This window comes from Sorangium sp. KYC3313 (assembly GCF_052075895.1).
Taxonomy (GTDB): domain Bacteria; phylum Myxococcota_A; class Polyangia; order Polyangiales; family Polyangiaceae; genus Sorangium; species Sorangium cellulosum_B.
The window spans coordinates 11,812,195-11,834,452 of record NZ_CP197255.1 but is presented as its reverse complement, the minus strand read 5'-3'; the positions used below and the strand labels follow the sequence as shown (position 1 = coordinate 11,834,452).

General features: G+C 71.6%; 18 protein-coding genes. 15 read left to right on the top strand and 3 right to left on the bottom strand.

The window, feature by feature from the left end; genetic code table 11:
• Positions 1–606 precede the first annotated feature (606 nt).
• The 4 genes from ACSRUE_RS45070 (at position 607) to ACSRUE_RS45055 (ending at position 6,407) form a co-directional block, all read left to right on the top strand.
• Positions 607–1,371, top strand: a complete 765-nt coding sequence (locus ACSRUE_RS45070; RefSeq protein WP_441288950.1) for a PP2C family protein-serine/threonine phosphatase — start codon at positions 607–609, stop codon at positions 1,369–1,371.
• A 1,180-nt stretch (positions 1,372–2,551) separates the two neighbouring features.
• Positions 2,552–4,231, top strand: coding sequence for an L-aspartate oxidase (locus tag ACSRUE_RS45065; RefSeq protein WP_441288949.1), 1,680 nt, complete (start codon positions 2,552–2,554; stop codon positions 4,229–4,231).
• Positions 4,232–4,314: 83 nt separating this feature from the next.
• The gene (locus tag ACSRUE_RS45060; RefSeq protein WP_441288948.1) at positions 4,315–5,169 is read left to right on the top strand and encodes a CPBP family intramembrane glutamic endopeptidase; all 855 of its coding nucleotides are present in this window, start codon (positions 4,315–4,317) and stop codon (positions 5,167–5,169) included.
• The gene (locus tag ACSRUE_RS45055; protein WP_437761660.1) at positions 5,166–6,407 is read left to right on the top strand and encodes a patatin-like phospholipase family protein; all 1,242 of its coding nucleotides are present in this window, start codon (positions 5,166–5,168) and stop codon (positions 6,405–6,407) included. Before ACSRUE_RS45060 ends, ACSRUE_RS45055 begins: the two co-directional genes overlap by 4 nt.
• Before the next feature lie 83 nt (positions 6,408–6,490).
• Here ACSRUE_RS45055 and ACSRUE_RS45050 read toward each other — a convergent pair whose 3' ends face one another.
• A complete protein-coding gene (locus ACSRUE_RS45050; RefSeq protein WP_441288947.1) occupies positions 6,491–6,991 on the bottom strand; it encodes a YchJ family protein in 501 nt (166 codons plus the stop codon).
• A 279-nt stretch (positions 6,992–7,270) separates the two neighbouring features.
• On the opposite strand from ACSRUE_RS45050, the gene ACSRUE_RS45045 reads away from it, so the two are divergent.
• The 3 genes from ACSRUE_RS45045 (at position 7,271) to ACSRUE_RS45035 (ending at position 11,329) form a co-directional block, all read left to right on the top strand.
• Complete coding sequence (locus tag ACSRUE_RS45045) at positions 7,271–7,738, top strand: Tudor-knot domain-containing protein (protein ID WP_441288946.1); 468 nt, start codon at positions 7,271–7,273, stop codon at positions 7,736–7,738.
• Between the two features lie 155 nt (positions 7,739–7,893).
• Entirely contained in the window at positions 7,894–10,002 is a 2,109-nt protein-coding gene (fusA, locus tag ACSRUE_RS45040; protein WP_441288945.1) for an elongation factor G, read from the top strand.
• Between the two features lie 10 nt (positions 10,003–10,012).
• Positions 10,013–11,329: a hypothetical protein gene (locus ACSRUE_RS45035; RefSeq protein ID WP_437761656.1), complete on the top strand. Its 1,317-nt coding sequence runs from the start codon at positions 10,013–10,015 to the stop codon at positions 11,327–11,329.
• Positions 11,330–11,431: 102 nt separating this feature from the next.
• Here the strand turns inward: ACSRUE_RS45035 and ACSRUE_RS45030 are convergent, their stop codons facing one another.
• Positions 11,432–11,866 (bottom strand): DUF6918 family protein, encoded by a 435-nt coding sequence (locus tag ACSRUE_RS45030; protein ID WP_437297728.1) that lies wholly within the window; start codon positions 11,864–11,866, stop codon positions 11,432–11,434.
• A gap of 625 nt (positions 11,867–12,491) precedes the next feature.
• On the opposite strand from ACSRUE_RS45030, the gene ACSRUE_RS45025 reads away from it, so the two are divergent.
• Positions 12,492–13,310 (top strand): hypothetical protein, encoded by an 819-nt coding sequence (locus ACSRUE_RS45025; protein ID WP_441288944.1) that lies wholly within the window; start codon positions 12,492–12,494, stop codon positions 13,308–13,310.
• Positions 13,311–13,338: 28 nt separating this feature from the next.
• Here the strand turns inward: ACSRUE_RS45025 and ACSRUE_RS45020 are convergent, their stop codons facing one another.
• Positions 13,339–15,996: a glycoside hydrolase family 15 protein gene (locus tag ACSRUE_RS45020; protein ID WP_441288943.1), complete on the bottom strand. Its 2,658-nt coding sequence runs from the start codon at positions 15,994–15,996 to the stop codon at positions 13,339–13,341.
• Positions 15,997–16,126: 130 nt separating this feature from the next.
• On the opposite strand from ACSRUE_RS45020, the gene ACSRUE_RS45015 reads away from it, so the two are divergent.
• The 7 genes from ACSRUE_RS45015 to ACSRUE_RS44985 all read left to right on the top strand — a co-directional run bounded on the left by ACSRUE_RS45015 (position 16,127) and on the right by ACSRUE_RS44985 (position 22,154).
• The gene (locus ACSRUE_RS45015) at positions 16,127–16,675 is read left to right on the top strand and encodes an OmpA family protein (protein WP_231864667.1); all 549 of its coding nucleotides are present in this window, start codon (positions 16,127–16,129) and stop codon (positions 16,673–16,675) included.
• Positions 16,676–16,828: 153 nt separating this feature from the next.
• Positions 16,829–17,569, top strand: a complete 741-nt coding sequence (locus ACSRUE_RS45010) for a MotA/TolQ/ExbB proton channel family protein (protein ID WP_441288942.1) — start codon at positions 16,829–16,831, stop codon at positions 17,567–17,569.
• A gap of 15 nt (positions 17,570–17,584) precedes the next feature.
• Entirely contained in the window at positions 17,585–18,088 is a 504-nt protein-coding gene (locus ACSRUE_RS45005) for a biopolymer transporter ExbD (RefSeq protein WP_441288941.1), read from the top strand.
• On the top strand, positions 18,085–18,945 hold the full coding sequence (locus ACSRUE_RS45000) for a TonB C-terminal domain-containing protein (protein ID WP_441288940.1): 861 nt from the start codon (positions 18,085–18,087) through the stop codon (positions 18,943–18,945). The genes ACSRUE_RS45005 and ACSRUE_RS45000 overlap by 4 nt, the downstream gene beginning before the upstream one ends.
• Complete coding sequence (locus ACSRUE_RS44995; protein WP_437943833.1) at positions 18,936–20,270, top strand: tolB protein; 1,335 nt, start codon at positions 18,936–18,938, stop codon at positions 20,268–20,270. Before ACSRUE_RS45000 ends, ACSRUE_RS44995 begins: the two co-directional genes overlap by 10 nt.
• Before the next feature lie 324 nt (positions 20,271–20,594).
• The gene (locus ACSRUE_RS44990; RefSeq protein WP_441288939.1) at positions 20,595–21,167 is read left to right on the top strand and encodes a hypothetical protein; all 573 of its coding nucleotides are present in this window, start codon (positions 20,595–20,597) and stop codon (positions 21,165–21,167) included.
• A 408-nt stretch (positions 21,168–21,575) separates the two neighbouring features.
• On the top strand, positions 21,576–22,154 hold the full coding sequence (locus ACSRUE_RS44985) for a hypothetical protein (RefSeq protein WP_437943835.1): 579 nt from the start codon (positions 21,576–21,578) through the stop codon (positions 22,152–22,154).
• Positions 22,155–22,258: the final 104 nt, after the last annotated feature.

The window sequence follows — 22,258 nt, the reverse complement described above, 5'->3', positions numbered from 1 at the left end:
GGACGAAAACGCTTGGCGAGCCCGTTCGTGGCCGGCAGTATGCGCGCCGCTCGATCCCAAGGAGCGCCCTGCCGATGCGCCGGAATTCCAGTGGAAACGACGTCCCTCCCTCCGGAAGACGCCCCAGCCCGGGCGGGATGGGGGAGTGGGAGCGGATGTGGGTGCGCAGGCTGGGTCTCGAGGATGTGGAGTGGGACCCCGAGCTGCACTGCGAGCACTGCATCGCGAAGCGAGCGGCCTGGGAAGCGGTGATGGAGGAGCTGGCATCACGGTCGGCGAACCGACCGAAGCTGCGGCTGAGCCCTGGGTGGGAGAAGATCCCACCGAGGGCGGGTAGGCGAAGCAGGCGGAGCAAGGGCCGCTGCAGGCGGCTGCTGCTGAAAATGGTGCGACTGGCGCGTCTCGTGCGCGAGGATTTTTGAGCGCCTGAGCGAAAGGTCCCGCCGCGAGCTCCCAGCTCGAGCGAGCAGCCGCTGACGGCCTGAGCACGCCGAGGGAGCACGGCGACCACGCGGCGCGCCGGGCGACAGAACAGGAGACCGGCGCACCGCGAGCGTGGTGCGCGCTGACTCGGCTCGTCCTTACGACGAGCATGCGAGGTGGAGGATGGTGCGTCCAACGATCGCCATCGAGGCAGGGGCGGAGGCCCTTGTGTCGAGGCGTCGTGCGAGCAACGAAGAGCGCTCTGGGGAGTTGCCTTGCCTGGGGCTCTTCCTGATCACGGGCCGGCTTGGCGGAGAGGTCGTCTCCCGCACGGCGATCGAGACGGTGCAACCCGCTGTCGAGGCACACTGCGCGGACGACCTCTGTGCTGGTGAGACGATCGCGCCGCAGTGCCGGGACGAAGTGCGGCTCTTGATGCGCCCGCATCGAACAGGCCGCTCCGAGGACGAACGTCCGGGGCCGGGACCGAGCGGCGTGCAGGTGAGCTTCGCCGGTGTACTGCTCGCGCCAGGGGCGGCGTACATCGTCTACGCCGGCGATATGCACATCTACAGGTTCCGTGGGGGGAAGCTGGAGGCGCGAACGCGTGAGGATGCGGCGCGCGACGGTGGGGCGTTGGACGGATCCGCCTCGCCGGATGCCCCAGCCATGCTGGGACAACACGCCAGCGCGGCCACACGCGCGCTCGGCTGCGACGCAGCGGTGGAGATGACGGCTCAGGTCGAGGACACGGAGCCGGGCGACATCTTCCTCGCGTGCTCGGGGGCCCTCTGGGGCTCGGTGTCCGAGCAGCGCATCGCCGGCATCCTCGCCGCGCACCGTGAGCTGCGCCTGGCGGCAAGCCTGCTGATGGACTGCGCTCATGAGAACGGCGAGCCCGATCAGGTAATGTGCGTCCTGGCACGCGTGGCGGGGCCTGTGGGTTGAACTCGTCAGGTGGAGCGGTGCAGAAGCGCCGGAGCACGCGCAGGCCCGGAGGGCCGAGCACGGGCCGGGGTGGGCAGCATTCTTGTGGGCGAAGGTGACGGCGCGAACGGCGGGGCGGCGATCTTCCCGGGAGCCAGGCCGGGCGCCGGAGCGAACGGAGGCAGCGGCGGATCCCGCGGCTGCGGCGGGTTGCCCGGGGAAGGGGTGGAGCGGCGAGCAGAGCCCGCTGGACTGCTGATCGCGGCGAGCGTCGAAGAAAAAATGAGAGGCGGTATGATTTCGTGGCAATTTCGGAGGGCCGAACGTAACTCGGCAAAACGGCAACGATGATTCGAAGAATCCCCTTGGCGCGCTCATTCGTTGCCGGCAGAATGGGCGCCGCCCGAATTCAAGGAGCCCCATGCCGAAGCGCCGAAGGTCCCGCGGAGACGACCCCCCTCCTTCTGGTAAGCGCCCCAGCTCGAGCAAGATGGGGGAGTGGGAGCGGATGTGGGTACGGCGGCTGGGTCTCGAGGACATCGACTGGGATCCCGAGAAGTATTGCGTGCACTGCATTGCAGAGCGGGAAGCTCGCGAAGCGGCGGCGGCGGAGGAGCTTGCGCCGCCGTCAGGGCCCAGACTGCCCGCGTCGCAGAGCCTCTTGTGGGCGAAGAATCCACGCCCGGCAGGTGGCCCCAAAGCGCGAAGCAAGCGCCGCCCGAAGCTGATGCTCGTGCCCTCGGCCCACCGCAGAAGCGAGGACTCTTGAGCGAGAGGCCCCTTCACGAAGGGGCTGGATCGAGCGAGTCGACCAGAGGGTGTGTCGGGGACGCTGGCTCTGATGTGCTCTCCGGGAACCTGTCGTGTCGTGCCGGAACACCGCATCTCCGGCATCCTCGACGGCGCATCGCAACCTGCTGCGCGAGTCGCGCCTCCTGATGGATGGACTGCGCTCATGGGCTCGCGCTGCGAGCCCGAGCGCGCGACGTGCGCCCCGGCACGCGTCGACAACGGCCGAGGCGCTCCTCCATGAGCGCGATCAGCCCGAGCGCGCGCCCACGCCTCCGCAAGCGCACGCCGGCGCTCCGCTCTCCCCGGCCACGCCGGCCTCCCGCCCGAGCGCCTGGCCGCACCGCTGTCGCACGCAGGAAGCGCACCACGGCCTACCTCCGTGCGCCCCGCTCCTGCTACCCTCCTGGCCGTGGCGATAACGACCGATTTCCTCGTCATCGGTAGCGGTGTGGCTGGGCTGACCTTCGCGCTCGAGGCGGCCGAGCACGGCGAGGTGATCATCGTCACCAAGCGCGCGCGTGACGAGTCCAACACGAAGTACGCCCAGGGCGGCATCGCCGCGGTCTTCGCTCCGGACGACTCCCCCGAGGCGCACATCGCCGACACGCTCGAGGCGGGGGCGGGGCTCTGTCACGAGGTGGTCGTCGAGATCTGCGCGCGGGAGGGGCCCGAGCGGGTGCGCGAGCTCATCGCGCGGGGCGCCCAGTTCGATCACGAGAACGGCCAGGTGCGCCTCGGGCGCGAGGGAGGGCACTCCGCGCGGCGGATCGTGCACGCCGCCGACGCCACCGGCCTCGAGATCGAGCGCGCGCTCCTCGAGCAGGCCCGGCAGAACCCGAACATCCGCTTCGCCGAGCACCACACGGCGATCGACCTCATCCCGCTCTCCCGGTTCGGGGGGCCGGACATCTGCGCCGGCGCCTACGTGCTCGACGAGACCGACGCCGCGCTGAACGGCGGGCCGCGGCCGCGCGACTCGGAGCGGCCGGCGCCCCGGCACCGGCCAGCCTCGAAGCCGCACGTCGTCGAGACCTACCTCGCGCGGGCGACCGTGCTCGCGACCGGCGGCGCAGGCAAGGTCTACCTCTACACGACGAACCCCGACGTCGCGACGGGCGACGGCGTCGCCATGGCCTACCGGGCAGGCGCCGAGATCGCGAACATGGAGTTCTACCAGTTCCACCCGACGTGCCTGTTCCACCCGGAGGCAAAGAGCTTCCTCGTGAGCGAGGCGCTGCGCGGCGAGGGCGCCATCCTCCGGCTGCCGGACGGGACGGCCTTCATGGCCAGCCACGATCCGCGCAAGGACCTCGCGCCGCGCGACATCGTGGCGCGGGCCATCGACTTCGAGATGAAGCGGACAGGCTCGGACTACGTGCTGCTCGACATCACCCACCGGCCCGCGAGCTTCGTCCGCGAGCACTTCCCGACCATCCACGCGCAGTGCCTGCGCTACGGCATCGACATCACCGTGCAGCCGATCCCCGTCGTGCCGGCCGCCCACTACATGTGCGGCGGGATCACGACCGATCTCTACGGCAGGACGACGATCCCCGGGCTCTGGGCGATCGGCGAGTGCACGTGCACGGGGCTGCACGGCGCGAACCGGCTCGCCTCGAACTCGCTGCTCGAGGGGCTCGTCTTCGGCCAGCGCGCGGCCGCCCGCCTCGGCACCCAGATCGCCGAGCTCCGGCAGAGCGCGTTCCCCGATGTGCCCGAGTGGCAGGTCGGCAACGCGGTCGCCAGCGACGAGGAGGTCGTCGTCGCCCACAACTGGGACGAGCTGCGCCGCACCATGTGGAACTACGTCGGCATCGTCCGGTCCGACGCCCGCCTCCGGCGCGCCGCCCGGCGGATCTCCCTGCTCCAGGAGGAGATCCGCGAGTACTACTGGAAGCACCTTGTCACCCGGGATCTGCTCGAGCTGCGCAACATCGCCACCGTGGCCGAGCTCATCGTCGGCTGCGCCTCCGCCCGGCACGAGAGCCGGGGGCTGCACACGACGATCGACTACCCGGAGACGAGCGATCGCCTCAGCACGGACACGGTCGTGAAGCGGGGCGTCCTGCCTTATCTGCGAGGTCGATGAGCGATCTTCACGGCACCCCCGACCCTCCGCCGAGCGGCGGAGGGCCCGGCCCGCTCGTCCGGCGAGGCGGCGAGGAGCGACCGATGTCGATCCCCGGGGCCATCGGCTGGACCGTGGGCGTCACCGCGCTGTTCCTGTTCCTGCTCGGCCTGATCTCCTCCTTCCGGATGGAGCCGGCGCCCGACGGCGCGGGCTCGTTCCGGGCGGCGCCGAAGCTCGACATCATCGGCAGCTTCGCGTGCCAGGCCGCGGCGTACCTGCTCGGGCTCTTCGGCGTGCTCCAGGTGCACGCGCCCCGCGCGTCGATCCGGCAGTTCCTCGGCGTGCGCAGGACGCACGTGGCGTTCTATCCCCTCGCGATCGCGCTCGGCTTCGCGCTCGAGGGGCCCATCGCCGCGCTCTACACGGCGATCGAGGCGCGCTGGCCGTCGGGGATCGACGACGCAGAGCTCGTCCGGGTCTTCGTCGATGCCAGCGCGCCCGAGCAGGCCGCGCTCGGCCTCATCTTCATCGTGCTCGGCCCCGCGCTGGAGGAGGTCTTCTTCCGGGGAGCGCTCGCCCGCCCGCTGCGCTGGAAGCACCGCGCCCCGGTCGTGATCGCGATCACGGCGGCGCTCTTCGCGGTGGCCCACGTCGGGTGGCAGAAGTTCCTGCCGATCGGGATCTTCGGCGCGGCGCTCGGCGTCCTGCGCGTCGCGAGCGGCTCGCTGTTGCCGTCCATCCTCCTCCACGGCACCTACAACGCCATCCAGTGCTTCTCGCTCCTCTCCGCGGCGGGCGCGGGGGCCGCCGACGGCGCGCTGCCCGACGCCGCGGCGAGCCCGGTGTGGCTCGTGGCGGTGAGCTCCGCCTCTGCGCTCGTGTTGACCGTGCTCGCCTGCGTCCTCGGCCGTCGCGCCGAGGGGGCGGCCCGCGCGAGGGAAAAGGACCTCTCATGATGCCGGCGTTCGGGAGCCAAGGCGGCGGCGAGAGCCGAGCCGCGCAGATCGCAGCGGGGGACGGCGAGGGCCGCTCGTCCGGGACCGTGGACGCGAGCGGCGAGGGCCGCGCCGCCCCGCGCGCCGGGGCGAAGCGAGCGCGCGTCAGCCTCTGTCTGCCAGGGGGCGGCCTGACGGGCGCGCTCTACCAGATCGGCGCGCTCGCGGCGCTCGAGGATGGCGTCGAGGGGATCGACAACCAGAGCTTCTCGCTCTACCTCGGGCACGGCAGCGGCGCCGCGGTCGCCGCGGCCCTGGCGGGCGGCATCCCGATCGAGCGGCTCTACCGCGCCCTGCTCGATCCGGTCGACAACTTCTTCCCGCTGGAGCGCAGCCACCTCCTCCACATCGACGTCGGCGAGTGGCGGCGCGCGCTCAGCACCAGCCTGGTCGCGCTCCGCCACGCGATCGTCCGGCTCACGACCCGGGGCGACGCGACCCCGAACGCGCCGGCGCAGCAGTACCTGTTCGAGCAGCTCGATCGCTTCAACGACTCGCTCCCCGCGGGGCTCTTCCAGCTCGACCGTTACGAGCGGTTCCTCGGCGAGTTCTTCCTGCGGCGCGGCATCCCGAACTCGTTCCGCGCGATGCCGCGGACGCTGCGCATCCCGGCGCACGACCTCGACTCGGGCGAGCGCGTCGTCTTCGGCGCCGAGGGGTTCGACCACGTCCCGGTGTCGCTCGCCTGCGCGGCGTCGCTCGCGCTCCCGCTGTTCTTCTCGCCGGTGCGCGTCGAGCACCGCCACTACCTCGACGGCGGGCTGGGCCACGTGGCGCACCTCGATCTCGCGCAGGCCGCCGGCGTGGAGCTCACGATCGTCGTGAGCCCGCTCGTGCCCGTCTCCACCGCGCACCGCCCCGTCCCGACAGGGCACGGGGTGCGCGAGAGCGTGCGCGACAAGGGCATGCTCTGGATCTTCAACCAGGCGATGCGGATCGGCGCGCACGCGCGGCTCCACCAGGCGGTGGGGCGCGCGCTCGTCGAGGGCAAGATGCAGGTCCTCGTGCTCGAGCCCGCGCGGAACGACGCGCTGCTGTTCCTCCACAACCCCGCCAACCTGCGCGCGCGGCGCGCCATCCTGGAGTACGCCTACCGGACGACGCGCGAGCGCATCGCGGTGTGGATGGACAAGAACCGCGCCGTGGTCGAGGCGATGGGGTGGCACGAGGCCCGCGCGTCGGGCCCGTCGGCCGGCTGAGGCGCATCGCTCGCCCGGGGGCCTGGTCAGCGAGCCCAGGGCGCATCGGCCGCCCGAGCGCCCGCTCGGCCGGCGAGGGCCGGTCAGCTGGCGAGGGAGGAGAACCGGGCGATCGTCAGCGCGTCGGGCGGGACGCTGATGCGGGCGCGCGGGATGGCGACGCCGTGGAGGTAGCGCCAGCCCTCGCCGTCGTGGAGGAAATCGGACAGCTCGACGAACGATCGATCGACGCCTGCCTCGAAGATCTTGGCGAGGAACAGCACCGACGCGGAGCCGCCGCTCTGCAGGCTGTCGAGGATCTGGAGGCCCCGGTACCGGTGGTGGTGGATCGTCAGCTTCAGCTCGCGGAGCACCTGGTCCCTGTCGCGCCCGCGGTCGATGTGGCCCATGTGCAGCGTCCGCCAGAGGTAGGCGGTGTCTCCGACGGCGAACGCGGCGTACCGCGAGCGCATCAGCGCCACGGCGTCGGGGGCCTCGCGATCGCCCAGATGGCAGGGGGCGCAGCACTCGCGGTACGAGCGCCCCGAGCCGCACGGGCACGGGCGGGAGAGGGTCCCCGTACCAGGACGGACATCTCGGGTCATGGGCGTTCTCTACACGGGTTCGTGCCCCGTTGCAGCGCCCTGGGGGGCGTCGAGGACGGGGCGCGGCGGGCGTGCGGCAGGACGGCTCACCACGGCATGGCGCGGCCTGCGGCAGGACGGCTCACCACGGCATGGCGCGGCCTGCGGCAGGACGGCACGGCATGGCATGGCGTGGCCCGGCGCCGTCGCGCCGTCGCGCCGTCCAGCGCCGACCCGCGCGCGTCCCTGAGCGAAGCCTCTTGCGGGGCGCCGGCGAGGACGGTAAGGCGGGCGTGAAGTATGCCCGCAGCGCGCGCCCACGCTGCGGCCCTCCTTCTGGCCCTCGTGCTGGTTCTGGGGGGTTGCAAGCGTCAATACGCCATCGGCGATCACGTCCTCGTGACGTGGGAAGGGAACGTCTACCCGGCCGAGGTCATCGAGGTCGTGGGTCCGACGAAGTTCAAGATCCACTACCAGGGGTACGATGACATCTGGGACGAAGTTGTACCTCGTGAACGGATCCGCGGCCTCGTCGAGGGCAACGTCGTCCACCCGCCCCCGCCGCCGAAGGTCCGGAGCAAGGGGCTGCAGGCGTCGCAGACCAACGTCTACAAGATCGGCGACAGGGTCCGCGTCGAGTGGCACGGGCAGATGTACCCGGCGGTCGTCACCGGCATCGTGGGGCAAGAGCGCTACCGCATCCACTACGACGGCTACGGATCGGAGTGGGACGAGACGGTCGGGCTTTCCAGGATTCAAGCCAAGTAGCGTGAAATGTTCACGCGCGATCATTTTCCCCCTGGCGCTGGCCATGGGGCCGAATTAAGAGCCGCGCCGAATTTCTGACTGGGCGATCGCAAGAGTGCGCCGCCTGGCTGACGTTCGATGCGTGCCGCACGCCCTCCACGGGCACGCCCTCACGGGTGCGCGGCGGGGAGCCTTCTGTGATCAGCGAACTGTCCAAGCTGCGCAATATCGGGATCAGCGCCCACATCGATTCGGGCAAGACAACGCTGACCGAGCGCATCCTCTTCTATACCAAGCGGATCCACGCCATCCACGACGTCAAGGGCAAGGACGGCGTCGGCGCGAAGATGGACTCGATGGATCTCGAGCGCGAGCGCGGGATCACCATCCAGTCCGCGGCCACGCACTGCTTCTGGAACGGGCATCAGATCAACGTGATCGACACGCCCGGCCACGTGGACTTCACGATCGAGGTCGAGCGCGCGATGCGCGTGCTCGACGGGGCGATCCTGGTCCTCTGCGCCGTCGCCGGCGTGCAGAGCCAGTCGCTCACGGTCGACCGCCAGATGCGCCGCTACGGCGTCCCGCGCATCGCGTTCGTGAACAAGTGCGACCGCGCCGGCGCGAACCCGCTGCGGGTCCGCGCGCAGCTGCGCGAGAAGCTCAACCTGAACCCGGTCCTGCTGCAGCTGCCGATCGGGCTCGAGGACAAGTTCGAGGGGGTCGTCGACCTCATCGCGATGAAGTCCTACCGGTTCGAGGGGGCGAACGGCGAGAAGATCGTCGTCGGTGACATCCCGGCCGGGATGGCCGACGAGGTGAAGGCGGCGCGCGAGGAGATGCTCGACGCGCTCTCGATGTACTCCGACGAGCTCACGGAGGCGATCCTCGAGGAGCGCGTCACCGAGGAGCTCCTCCAGAAGACGATCCGCGACGCGACCGTGAAGCTCCAGATCGTCCCGGTGATGATGGGGTCGGCCTACAAGAACAAGGCGGTGCAGGTCCTGCTCGACGGCGTGACCCGCTACCTGCCGACGCCCGCCGACATCACGAACAAGGCCGTGGATCTCGACAAGGACGAGGCCGAGGTCGTCCTGTCGAGCGACTCCGAGAAGCCGCTCGTGATGCTCGCGTTCAAGCTCGAGGACGGCCGCTTCGGCCAGCTCACGTACCTGCGGATCTACCAGGGCAACCTGGCCCGCGGGGGCGAGATCACGAACACCCGCACGGGCAAGCGCCACAAGGCCGGCCGGCTCGTCCGCATGCACGCGGACGAGATGGAGGACATCGACTCCGCGGGCGCGGGCGACATCGTCGCGATGTTCGGCATCGACTGCAACTCGGGGGACACCTTCACGGACGGGACCCTGAGCGTCGCGATGACGTCGATGCACGTGCCCGAGCCCGTCATCTCGCTCACCGTGACGCCCAAGGACAACAAGTCCCAGGCGAACATGTCGAAGGCGCTGCGCCGCTTCACCAAGGAGGACCCGACCTTCCGCGTCGGGGCCGATCCGGAGAGCGGCGAGACGATCATCCAGGGCATGGGCGAGCTCCACCTGGACGTCTACATCGAGCGCATGAAGCGCGAGTACGCGGCCGAGGTGGTCACGAGCCCGCCGCGCGTCGCGTACCGCGAGACGATCACGCGCCGCGTCGACTTCAACTACACGCACAAGAAGCAGACCGGCGGCTCCGGTCAGTACGGCAAGGTCGGCGGCTTCATCGAGCCGTGGACGGAGGCGCCGTTCCGGTTCGACGATCAGGTCGTCGGCGGCGCGATCCCGCGCGAGTTCATCCCGGCGGTCGAGAAGGGCTTCGTGTCGATGCTCGCCAAGGGGCAGCTCATCGGCGCGCCCGTCACGGGCGTGTCGGTCACGCTGAACGACGGCGCGGCCCACGCGGTCGACTCGTCCGACATCGCCTTCCAGGAGGCCGCGCGCGGCGCCTGGCGCGAGACGTACCCCAAGGCCGGTCCGCAGATCCTGGAGCCGCTGATGAAGGTCGCCTGCGAGGGGCCGAGCGAGTACCAGGGCGGCATCGTCGGCATCCTGATGCAGCGGCGCGGCATCATCGTCGGTTCGACCGAGGCAGACGGCTTCTGCCGCGTCGAGGCGGAGGTGCCGCTCTCCGACATGTTCGGCTTCTCGACGATCCTCCGCTCCGCCACCCAGGGCAAAGCCGAGTTCACGATGGAGTTCTCGCGCTATGCTCCTCTTCCGGCGGCGCTTGGTGAGGAGCTCATCAAGAAGTACCGGGAAGAGCAGGCGAAGAAGGCCAAGTGAGGGGGTCGGCATGTACCGCAAAGAGGTAAACGAGCGGAGCCCCATGCGGGTCTTCGAGGGGTCGATGCACGGCGGGCTGGGTCGCGGCAACGTCGGCGTCATCGTCTCCCGGCCCGGCGTGGGCAAGACGGCGTTGCTCGTGCAGATCGCGCTCGACGATCTGCTGCGGGATCGCCGGGTCCTCCACATCTCGCACGAGAACGCGGTCGATCACGTCCGCGCGTACTACGACGAGATCTTCCACGATCTCGCGCAGTCGATGCGGCTCGAGGAGCCGGAGGCCGTCCGTCTCGAGGTCGAGCGGCACCGGCAGATCTACTCGCACCTCGGCCACGTGAAGGCGCCGGTCGACGCGCCCGAAGAAGCGGCGCGCCTGTGGGTCGAGAAGATGCTCGAGACGGTGGCGTTCGCGCGCGGCGTCGCCCACTTCGAGCCCGACGTGATCATCGTCGACGGCTTCGACGTGGCGGTCGCGTCGGAGCAGGCGATGGAGGCGCTCGGGCGGCTCGCGAAGGAGCGCTCCGCCGAGGTCTGGGTCGCGGCCCAGGTCGACGAGGCGGGCCCTCCCGGCAAGCTGCCTGCCACGCTCCAGCGGGTCGAGCGCCACCTCAACGTGGTCGTCTACCTGCAGCCGGAGCGCGACGTGGTTCGCCTGCGGCTGCTGAAGGACCACGGCAACAAGGATCTCGCCGATCTCCACCTGCGGCTCGATCCCCACTCGATGCGCGTCATCGACGAGGACGTGCGGCCCCCCTCGGAGCGGCCGAAGGACCCGCGGAGCTTCCGCGTGCACTCGGGCGGCGCCAAGGGGGCCGAGGCCGAGTTCGGGGCGTGCGCCGAGCGGTACGGGGTGCAGGAGCTGAACTACAGCTTCGAGGGCCACCGGCTCCTCGAGCGCCAGCGCGGCGTGGTCGTGCTGGGGGACGACGAGCTGCGCAAGGGCGACTTCAGCCTCGTCTACGTGTCGCGGCGCCTCGGCCGCGTGCTGAGCGAGATCCCGCTCGTGCGCAACATCCTCCAGACGATCTGGCACCAGATCAACGCGTCCAGCCAGGTCTTCGTCGTGGGGACGCTCCAGGAGGACGGCACCGTGCGCGGCGGCACCGGCTGGGGCGCGGAGCTCGCGCGTCTCTGGAAGAAGCAGCTGTTCGTCTACGATCAGGAGAAGCGCGGCTGGTTCCGCTGGAGCGGCTCGGCCTGGGAGATGGCGCGGCAGCCGAGCATCACCTGCGAGAACTTCGCCGGCATCGGCACGCAGGATCTCAACGACGCCGGCCGCGACGCGATCCGCGACCTCTTCGCGCGGAGCTTCGGCGAGCCTGGCTGAGCGCCGATCGCAGGGGCGCCCTCCGCCGCGCACGCGGCCGCGGGGCGCCTCGCCGCGGCGCGCAGCAGGCCGGCGCGAAGCGGGCCTGCTGCGCCGAGCCGCTCAGGCCGTGTGCTTCTGGATGAGCTGGGCGAGGCGCGGAACGGCTTCCTCGACGTTCTTCTTCGCTGAGCCGCGCAGCTTCTCGTAGGTGCCGCGCACCACGCCGCTCGACGACGACTTCGCCTTCTCGTCGGTGATGCTGAGGAGCGCGTCGGCGATCCGCGAGCGGTTCGACGTGAAGAAGGAGCTCGGGTTGCCGCTGCTCGCGGCCTCGGTCCAGATGGGATCGAGCTTCTTGGCGAACTCGGGCAGGAGCTTCTCGACCACCTGCTGGATGAAGCCGGGCTTGATGCCCTTCACGGCCGCGTAGCCGGCCTTGACCGCCAGGCCGGAGAGTCCGCTCTTCGAAGCCACCTCCTCGTCGACCAGCGTGCAACAGTCGGCGACGACCTTGGATTTCTTGTTCGCATCGAGCAGCGTTTCGCTGAGACCCATTCTCGAACTCCTCCCGGCGCATCGGAGGCCGGTCGCGGCCCCCAGACCCATGTCAGCGTGACCCCCGCGTGACCCCCGGCAGGGAGCCGCGACCACGTCGAGCGGACCGGTGGTCCGCTCCCGACCACATCGAAGCGCGCCTCTTACCACAGCGGCCCGAAGGCCGGCATCGCAAGCGCCCACCCGGGAAACCTTCGGTCCAGGACGGCTCTCGTCCGATGTCGACCGTCCGGGATGGCACTGCAACGCCGCCGCGCGCTCGATTCTCGGAAATGCCGCGCGGAGACCGCATGCATGGCCGCCCCTCGCGCGCCATACTCAAGATGTAATTTGAATCACAGTTTGGCGTGGCGGGCGCTCGCCGCTGTCGTGTCGCGAGGCCTGCGGGGGGCTCATGGACGTTACCTGCGAAATCTGCGGAATCGTCACCACGGTGTCGAGCGACGCGCGCGGCGGGGCTGCGCTCGAGTGCAGCGTCTGCGGCGGTGCGATGCTCCGTGCGCATGGGAGGGGTGCGGCTGCGCCCCCGGCGGGAGGCGCCGGCCGGCGATCGAGCCGGCCTCCTCCGCCGCTCCGGCGATCGAGCGCGCCCTCGGTGCCACGGAGCGACGACGACCCGACGATCATGGATCTCCGGTCGCTCGCGCTGAAGTCGTTCACCGCGACGCTCCCCGCCGCGACGACGACGTCGAGCGCGTCGGCGGCGGGCTCGGTTGCGCCGGGCAGCGGCCCGGTCGCTCCGGCGGCGGTGGGCCTGACGACACCACAGGCGATCCGGGGCGCGGAGTCGACCGCGGCGACCGCCTCGAGCGCGCTCGCGGGTACGGCGCCGGTCGGGGTCGATGCGCCGAGCGTGAGCGATGTGATGCGCGTCCACGACGCGCTCGTGCCCGTCGCGGTGCCCTCCCGGGCGCGATCTCGAGCCCGCGTGCGCATCCTTGCGGCGGCGACCGTGGCCGGCGCTCTGGTGATCGCTGTCGGGCTGACGCTGATCGCCGGCCGGATGCCGCGTGCGCCGGGGGATGACGTCGTGCCGCCTGCAGCGCAGCGCGGCGTGTCCCGGGCCGCGGAGATCGCGCGCGAGGTGAGCGTGCCGGTCGAGGCGCCCGGCCCCCGGAGGACGGCGCTGCGCGGGCTCGACGCGCGCGCGCCCGCGGCCGGCGACGATGAGGCCAGCGCCGCCGAGCCTGTCACGGCGCCGCAGCCGCGGGCCGCACCGGAGGCGGGCGCGCGCGAGGCCTCCGGGGCGGGGGTGCGCCCGCCCGCCGCTCCGGGCGCCCGCGCCCGGCCCGAGCGTCAGCCGTCGCCATCGCTCGCGCCCGAGGAGGCGTCGCGGCCTCAGGCGCCGATGTCGCTCACCGACGCGATGGCTGCAGCCGTCGCCGACCCCCCGGCCCCCGCCGCTGCGGACGCGCAGCGCCAGGCCGACACCAGCGAGGAATAGCCAGCGCCGAGGGCGCGCTCGGCGAGCGTCAGCGCCGCGCCCGCCGGCGCCGTCGCGTGAGGCCGGCGGCGGCCGCGGCCACGGCCGCCGCGAGCGCCGAGGGCGCGGCGCTGACGCTCGCGAGGCGGCAGCCGCAGCCGGCGTCCTCCCGGAGATCGCCGCTGCTGCCGCCGCCGCCGTTGCCGTCGTTGCCGCTACCGCCGGCGGCGCCCGCTCCGGCGGCGCTCGCCCCGCCGGCGCCCGCCCCGCCGGCGCCGCTGCTCGGGGGGCCGCCGGCGCCGCCGCTCGCCGCGCTCTCCTCGAAGTACGCGCCGCAGGCCGGGCCGACGACGAGCCCGTCGCGCGCCGCGAGCGCGAGCGCGTAGACGCCGGCGCCGAACCCCACCATGGGCGCGTTGAACTTGTAGGTGCCGCGGAGCTCGTCGTAGGTCTCCGCGATGGCGAGATAGTTCGCGGCCGACTGATCGAGCACCCACCGGAGCAGCCGCTCCGAGCGCGCGACGTCCCCCATGAGCCGCGCCGCGACGGCGCCGCGCAGGTCGGTCACGACCCACTCGGCGCTGTCGTACTCGCTGCCCCAGGGGCTCAGGTCGTCCGCGCCGGCGTGATCGGTGCGATCGTCGTTCCGGGACCACCCGGCGCCCGCGGGGACGCGCAGGTGCTCGTCGAGCCCGGCGAGCGTGGCGGCGGCGATGCGCCCCTGCGGATCGAACAGGCCCATCGCGATCCCCTCGAGCACCGCCGCGTCCCAGTAGCCCGCGCCCGACGCGAGCTCCTCCAGGCTCGCGGCGAGCGCGCCCGAGGCGTCCGTGAGCCGCGCGGCGATCGCGGCGCGCAGCCGCTCCGCTGCGCCGCGGTACGCCGCGGCCCGGTCCGCCTCGCCCCGCCGCTCCGCGATGGCCGCCGCGTCGCACAGGCCGCGCGCCGCGGTGATGCTCGTGTACGCGAAGGACCGCTGGCGCCCGTTCCAGTGGGTCTCCCAGATCGACGAGTCCTTCCGGACGAGCCCCGTGTCCGGATCGATGAGCGCGACGAGGGCGTCCGCGACCTTCGCCGACGCGGCGGCCCAGCGCTCGTCCACGAAGCCCGTATCCCCGGTGAGCTCCTCGTACTGGCGCAGCGCCCAGAGGAACAGGCCGAACCCGTCGAACTCCAGGTTCGGGCCGAAGTCGTTGAAGTCGGTCTCCTCGACCCCGAAGCCGTGGTAGCGCACCAGGCTGATCTGGTACGGCGGCATGTCGTACGGCGCGAGCTCGCTCCAGCCCTGGAAGCGCCCTGCCTCCGCGTCGAGGTAAAATCCCAGCGCGTCGCGCGCCTCGGCCTGCATGCCGAGCGCGGCCATCGCGACGGTGGCGTAGGCGCCGTCGCGGATCCAGGCGACCGTCCACTCGCCCGGCGGGAGGCTCGCGAGGACGGCGCCGTGGCCGCGGTGGGCGATGGTGGCCGGCAGCGTGGCCGGCGCGCCGCCGAGCGTCGTGCCGAAGCGCGTGGCGCGCGGCTCGGAGTCCCGCGTCAGGTGCTCGCGCAGGAAGGCGTGGCTCTCGCGGGACTGCGCCATCCGGAGCGTCACGGCCGACTGCCGGAGCAAGGCCGTCTCCTCGGGCGACGCCGAGGGCGGCACCCGGATCGAGCCCTGGAACGCGCGGTACGCGGCGATCTCGTCCGCGACCACCTCCGCCGCGCGCTTCGCGCCGAGGTACGCGTCGAGGGCGCCCTGCACGAGCGGGTCCGCCGCGCCCGAGGGGTCGCCGTGGTGCGCGAACGCCACGCCGACCCACCGCGCCTCGCCGGGGCCGATGCTGCCGAGGTCCCACTGGAACGCGCTCACGGAGCCGTCCGCGGTGGGCGCGGCCCCGTCGAGGTCCGGCAGGTCGGCGCCGCCGTCGTCCGCGACGATCCGGTAGACGTCGAGGTCCGGCGGGCTGCCCGCCCTGGAGGCGCCGTGGCGCGCGGGGGGCTCGAGCGCGCGCGCGACCACCACGCCGGCGAAGGCGCGCTCGAGGAAGTCGCGCCGGCCCTGGCTCGCGTCGTAGGCGACGGTCTCGCCCGACTCGCCGATGTCGGCCATCACGCCCGGGCGGCCGAAGCCGAGGTGGAAATTGTGCAGCGAGAACGCCGACACGCCCTCCGCCGGCCGCTCGCCCCGGTTCTCGACCCGCATCGCCATCACGAACCCCGCCTGCGGGAGGCCCTGCGGCGCGAAGAAGAGCTGGGTGCACTCGAGGTTGCCGACCCGCTGCACCATCGTGACGACGCCCGTGCCGCCGCGCTGCCCGTCGGTCCAGCCGGCGTAGCCGCTCGCGTCGCGGTCGACGGGGACCTCGGTCAGCCACCGCTGGTGCCCGTCGGAGCGCAGCCCGAAGTACGCGTCGTAGAGCAGATCGCGCGTGTTTACGGCCTGCGGCTGGTTGCCGATCCAGACCTCCTCGCCGCGCTCGTCGAGGAGCGGCTCCTCGGTGGCGAACAGGTGCTCGCGGAAGTGGGTGAGCCTCGCCGCGCCCAGATCGAGGAGCACCGCGCCGAAGCCGTTCGACGAGGGCAGGCGAAAGAACGTGCGCTGCACCGGCGCCTCGGCCCGCGCCGGGCGAGGCGCGGCGAGCGCGACCGACGCCGCTGCGCCGAGCGAGAGGAGCGCGGCGCCGACGGCCCGGAGGGCGCGGCGCGGGCCAACCCGTTGGTGCCCCAAATATTCCCGCGCCTGGATCGGGCGATGCATCGCGGCACTTTAACGGAATGCGTGTCATCCCGGCGCGCCGGCTCGCCGGCGGGCGCTCAAAATGCTGCAACGCGCCTCCCGGCGTGGTAACGGCATGCCCATGACAAAACTGCCTGCGTTGATCCTCGTGGTCTCGGCGCCCCTTGCCGCCTTCGCGGCCGGCTGCGGCTCCGATCCGCAGCCGCCGGCGAATGTCGCCAGCGACGTCGCGCCCCCTCCGGTGGCGAAGACCGCCGCCCCGCCTGCGCCGAAGCAGGACACCGAGAAGCCGACGAGCGGATCGATCCGCATCGACGACAAGATCCTCAAGGCCTGCGGCGATCTACCGACCGCCCGCTTCGCGTTCGACTCGACGTCGATCGAGGGCGAGGCGGCGGGCGCGCTCGACGCGCTCGCGCGCTGCTTCGTCTCGGGTCCGCTGAAGGGCAAGGGGATGAAGCTCATCGGCCACGCCGACCCCCGCGGGGAGACAGAGTACAACCTGGGCCTCGGCCAGAAGCGCGCCGGCAGCGTCGCGGAGTACCTCGGCAAGAAGGGCCTCGATCAGGGCCGCATCGCGACCTCGTCGAAGGGCGAGTTCGAGGCGACCGGCACGGACGAAGAGGGCTGGGCGCGCGACCGGAAGGTCGACATCCTGCTCGCGGACTGAGCGCCGCGGCGCGTGCGGCGCTGGGCGAACTTGAAGAGGGCCACGGCCGCGCTTCCAGGCGAGAGAGGGGGCCGCGGTCGCAAACTCCACCGAACGGGGCCGCGCGCGCGGAACCCTGACGAGCCGACGACTCCCTGACCCGAAGAGATCGAAATGGCCTTCCTGCAAAGCGCCCCTGAGCTGGCGACGGCGGTCCCGATCAAGCTCGACCCCGTCTCCCTGGTCCTTCACGCCTCCGGTCCCGTCTTCCTGGTCGTCTGGCTGCTGATCTTCGCGGCGATCCTCGTCTGGGTGATCGCCGTCCTCAAGGTCCTCCAGCTCGCGCGGCTCGCCTCTCTGCAGGCGCGGTTCGAGCAGGAGTCGGCGCACGCCCACTCGCCCGATCAGCTGTTCGCGCTCGCGCAGCGGCACGCGGACGCGCCCGGCGCCCGCGTCGTGATGGAGCTCAGCCGCCGCGTCGGCACGAGCCGGCTCCTCGACTCGATCGCGAAGCGGGCGATCGTGACCGAGACGCAGCGGGCGAGCGCGCTCATGCCTACGCTCTCGTCGATCGCGGCGGCGTCGCCGTTCATCGGCCTGTTCGGCACGGTCTACGGGATCATGGACGCGTTCCTCCGCATCGGTCAGCAGAAGAGCGCGTCGCTGCCCGTCGTCGCCCCGGCCATCGGCGAGGCGCTCATCGCGACCGCGATCGGGCTGTTCGCCGCGATCCCGGCGGTCATCGCGTACAACGGGATCAACAAGCGCGTCGACGACCTGCTCTCCGCGCTCGAGGCCGCGAGCGAGGGCTGGGTGGAGATCGCGTCGCTCTCCGCGCGGGGGATGCAGGAGTCCATCCCGCTGGCGCTCCAGCGGTCGAGCGACCGGCCCACGCCGGTGATGCCGAAGGGCTGAGGGGCGGGGCCGATCATGGGCATGTCGGTCGGTGGCGGGCGCAGGCGGCGGGGCGGCGGCGGTTTCAGCGACATCAACGTCACGCCGCTCGTGGACGTGATGCTCGTGCTCCTCGTGGTGTTCATGGTCACGGCCCCGCTGCTCACGGCGGGCCTCCGGGTCGAGCTGCCCAACGTCTCCGCCGAGGAGGCGCCGACGAAGGACACGAAGCTCGTCGTGACCGTCACGAAGGAAGAGAAGATCCTCTTCGGCGAGGACGACGCGACCGCCGACATCGAGGGCGTGCTCGCCTCGAACGGGCGCGTGCAGAAGGAGAAGGAGCTCTACATCCGCGCCGACAAGGACGCCCGCTACGGCGCCGTGGCGCGGGTCGTCGCCGCCGCCCGGGCCGCCGGGGTCGAGGGGCTGAACCTCCTCGTCCAGCCGGAGATCGAGCCGGAGGGCGCGCCGCCGCCGCCCGGGGGAACGGCGCCGCGGCCCGGGGTAGCCGCGCCGCGGCCCGGAGGTGCGGCGCCGTGAGCACGGCTGCGGCGCGCGCGCCCGGACCGAGGACGCCGCGGGGGCAGCGCCGGCCGGCGAGCGACTTCCGCCCGCGGGACATCGCGCTCGCCGTCGCGGTGGCGATGGCCGTGCAGGCGGGGGCCGCCGTCGCGGTCAGCCTGGCCGACCTCGCCGTGCCCGCGGCGGCACCCGAGATCGACAAGGGGCCGAGCATCCCGGTGAAGGTCGTGCCGGTGCTCGACATGGACACGCCGCTGCTCAAGCTGGGCGGCAAGCGCGACAAGATGAAGCTGCCCGATCGGTGGGTGCGCCAGACGCCCAAGCCGCGCGTCGAGCAGAAGGCGTTCGTGTCGCCGAGCGCGGGCAAGACCGAGGCGGACATCCCGCCCCCGGAGGTCAAGATCGCCGACGCGGGCACCGCGCCGCCGCCGCCCGACGCCGAGATCGCGAAGCAGGTCGACACCGAGCTCGATCCGAAGACCGACGCCGCCCCGGCCGCCAACGTCGACCAGGAGGGCCACGAGGACGGCGTGAAGGAGGGGACCGAGGTCGATCCCCTCAAGGCGCGCGCGGTGGATCTGTACCTGGCCCGCATCGCGGGCTGGTTCTCGAGCAGGTTCCGCGTGAACGGCTCGGGGCTCCCGCCGGAGGAGCTCACGAAGCACAAGCCGCGCGCGGTCATCGTCCTGTCCGACGGGCAGATGGTGAGCTACACGCTGACGCCGAGCGGGAATCCCGCCTTCGACGCGGCCGCGCAGGCGACCCTCGAGGCGGCGAAGGGGCAGGCGCTGCCGCCGCCGCCCGAGAATTATCCCAACCTCGGGCAGAAGCAGGTCAGCGTCACGTTCGTCTGTAGAGAGACCACATGCGACTAGCTCGAACCGCCCTCGGCGCCCTGGCGCTCGCCGCCGCCGCGCTCGCTGCTCCCCCTGCTCCTGCGCAGGCGCCGGCCTCCTCGGCGGCGCCGCCCAACCCGGACGAGCTGCTCGGCCACATCACGGTCGTGGCCGGCGCGACGCGCCCGCTCCCGAAGATCGGCGTCCTGCCGTCGCTCGTCTCGGACCCCGAGGACGTGACGATCCACAGCGTGGTCCGGCGCGACCTCGAGCTGTGCGGCGAGTTCGAGGTGCTGCCCGACACCGCCGCGCCCGAAGGCCTGTACCTCTCCGACAGCCCCGTGGACGTGAAGGCGTGGTCCGCGAAGGGGGTCGAGGCGGTCGTGAGCGTGAGCGGCAAGAAGGTCGCCGCCGACAAGGTCGAGCTCGTCGGCCAGGCGTTCCTGGTGAACCGCGGGCAGGCCCCGGTGTTCGACAAGAAGTTCATCGTGCCCCTCCGCGACGTGCGCTTCGAGTCGCACCGGGTGGCCGACCAGCTGATCGGCGCCCTCACCGGCCAGAACGGCGGCTTCGCCAGCCACATGACGTTCGCCTCGGGCTCGGGCTCGCTGCGGCGTGTCTTCACGATCGACGCCGACGGCCATGACGCCAGGGCCGTCTCGCCGCCCGACCAGACCGCCATCGCCCCGGCGTTCGGGAAGAACGAGCAGCTCCACTACGCGGCGAGCGTGAAGGGCGACGAGTACAAGGTGTTCACGCCCGCCGGCGGCCCGCTGCCGCTGCCCGTGAAGGGCTCGGTCTACGGGATCGCGTTCTCGAAGGATCGCGCCCAGGTCGCCCTCAGCATCGGGGTGGGGTCGACGATCAAGCTGTTCTCCGGGCCCGATCTCCAGAGCATCAAGCCGGCGTCCGAGGTGGGGATGGCGCTCCACCCGGTGTTCACGCCGACCGGCAAGCTCGCCTTCTCCGGCGAGGGCAGGTACGGACAGCGCATCTACGTCGGCGACAAGGCGATCTCTCCGGACGGGCTCTTCGCCTCGGCGCCCACGTTCTGCAACCACCCCGACGGCGTGAAGGCCATCTATGCCGTCGGCGTGGGGAAGAACACCGATCTCGTCGCCTCGGGGGAGACGGGCGGCGGCCTCGTGCGGTTGACCCAGAATCAGGGCAGGAACGGGTACCCTGCCTGCAGCCCCGATGGGCGCCTCGTGGCGTTCTTCTCCACGCGCACCTCCGGCGAGGGGCCAGGGCTCTACGTCATGCGCGTCGATGGGCAGCGCCCGAAGCGCATCTCGAACCTCCTCGGGGACTCCCTGCGCTGGGATCCTCTTCCGCCCGGCAAGGCCGTCGAAGCGAAGAACTGACGCGGGCGAGCCGCGGGGCACGGCCCGGACATCCGGCTTGTGTCCGATCGAGGGCCGCCCGCATCGTGGCTGAGCCAGGCGTTCTCTCCCCGACAACTTTTTACGTCCCGGCACGTCTGACGTGGGTAGTTCCTGCGCGCCCTCCCGCGCCCCTGCTGCGAGCGAAGGTGAAGGGAGACCGCGCTCGCAGCCCCCGGTTCCTTGGCCCACCGCGTCGGTCGCGGTTAGCCTCCGGACTGCTCAGGGGGAGAGTTGGCTGGAAAATTGCAAAGAAAGTGGGACGAACCGCCCTGGCCAGCCAGCCAAGAGGAAATGGAGAAGTGCATGGTGTCGAGCCGACTCTGGACCGCCATCGCGATCGTCTGGGCCTTCTGCGCCGGTGGCTGCAGCCAGGCGGCGGCGGTTCAGGAGGCGAGGATCAGCGAGCAGGGGGGGTTCAGGAACCCGGAGCACCGGCTCGCCGCGGCAGAGGACGGGGGTTACTGCAGCGCCGAGGTGCTGCGCTGGCAGTACGATGAGCCGGCGGCGACGCTCCGCCTTGCCGATGCCCGTTTGATGCTCGACTGCTGCGGGAAGCGCGCGATCCACGTCGAGAGGATCGACAGCCTCTTCGAGGTCACCGAGCGGGACGCGCCGGACGGCGCCGGAGGTCGCTGCAGCGAGCAGTGCGCCTTCGATCTGTCCGTCGGTGTGCGCGACGTCCCGCGGGGCGAGGTCTACGTGAAGCTGCTGCGCGACGTCGTCGATCAGCAGGGCGGCCCGGCCGTGATCTGGAGCGGCTCCCTGGATCTGGGGGTCTCTGCCGGCGCGGTCGTCCTCGACGAAGCCCCCGCGGAAGCCGGCTGTCAGGCGAAGGGCTCCCCGCGCCAGCGCAGCAAGACGGTCGCCGCGCGATGAGGCGCTGAGCACACGCCCCCGGATCGCTCCGCAGCACCTCGCGTCTGCGGTCGGCAGGGGGAGATCGTGAATGTCCCTCCGCGTATGGCAGCGCATGGCAGCGCGTCATGGGGTGGGATGGTGGAGGGTGGTGGAGGAGTTTAGTCGACCATGACGTTCATGGTCAGAGAATCGGGCTAACTCTGCCACTTTCACCTGGACAAGGTTTCCAGAAACCCGTAGATCACACTCGAATGTGCGTACAGCTGCTCCGGGGTGCGGCGCATGTGCGCACCTTATGTACGTTGGCTTGCAGCTGAATCCCTAGGCGCAAGTAGCGGATACGTGAAGCGCGTTTCTAGAGGCCCTGTTTCTTTGCCTTTTGGGCGTATTTTGACAGTGTCGCGGGACAGCCAAGGAAATCGGGGCATGAAGTACCTGGGGGTCTGTGGAGCGCTTGCAACGGTGGGGTCGCTGCTTGCTCTGAGCGCGTGCCTCGAGGCGGAGCCCGCGCACGTGGGGCTCGTGAGCGAGGCCGGCGGGTTCGTGGAGCCGGAGCGGCGGCTCGCCTCCGAGGGGGAGGAGAGCTACTGCGGGGCCGAGGTCCTGCGCTGGCGCTACGACCCGTCGAGCGGCGCCCTGAAGATCGCGGACAGCCGGCTCTTGCTGAACTGTTGCGGCCAGCGCGCGATGCACGTCGACAGGATCGACAGCATCTACGAGATCACCGAGCGGGACGAGCCCGACGCGGCGAATCCGAGGTGTGATTCGGTCTGCGCGTTCGACTTCGCGGTGGCGATCCCCGAGGTCGCCCAGCGCAAGGTCTACGTGCGGCTGCTGCGCGATGTCGTCGACGCTCAGGGCAGCGCAGAGCTCATCTGGCAGGGCGAGATCGACGTCCGGAAGTCGGCCGGCGAGGTGGTGCTCGATCGCGTCGCCGCTCCGGGCGAGGCCTGCAGCGGGCCCCAGCATCCGCTCACCGCCCAGCATCCGCTCGCCGTCCAGTAGCCGCTCGCTGCTCCGGCCCGGGAGCGGCCCCGTTGCGCAGGAGCGCTCGCAGGGGTGCAGGTGCTGTCGGCGCGGTGCGCCTGGTGATGGGCTCCGTGGCTTCG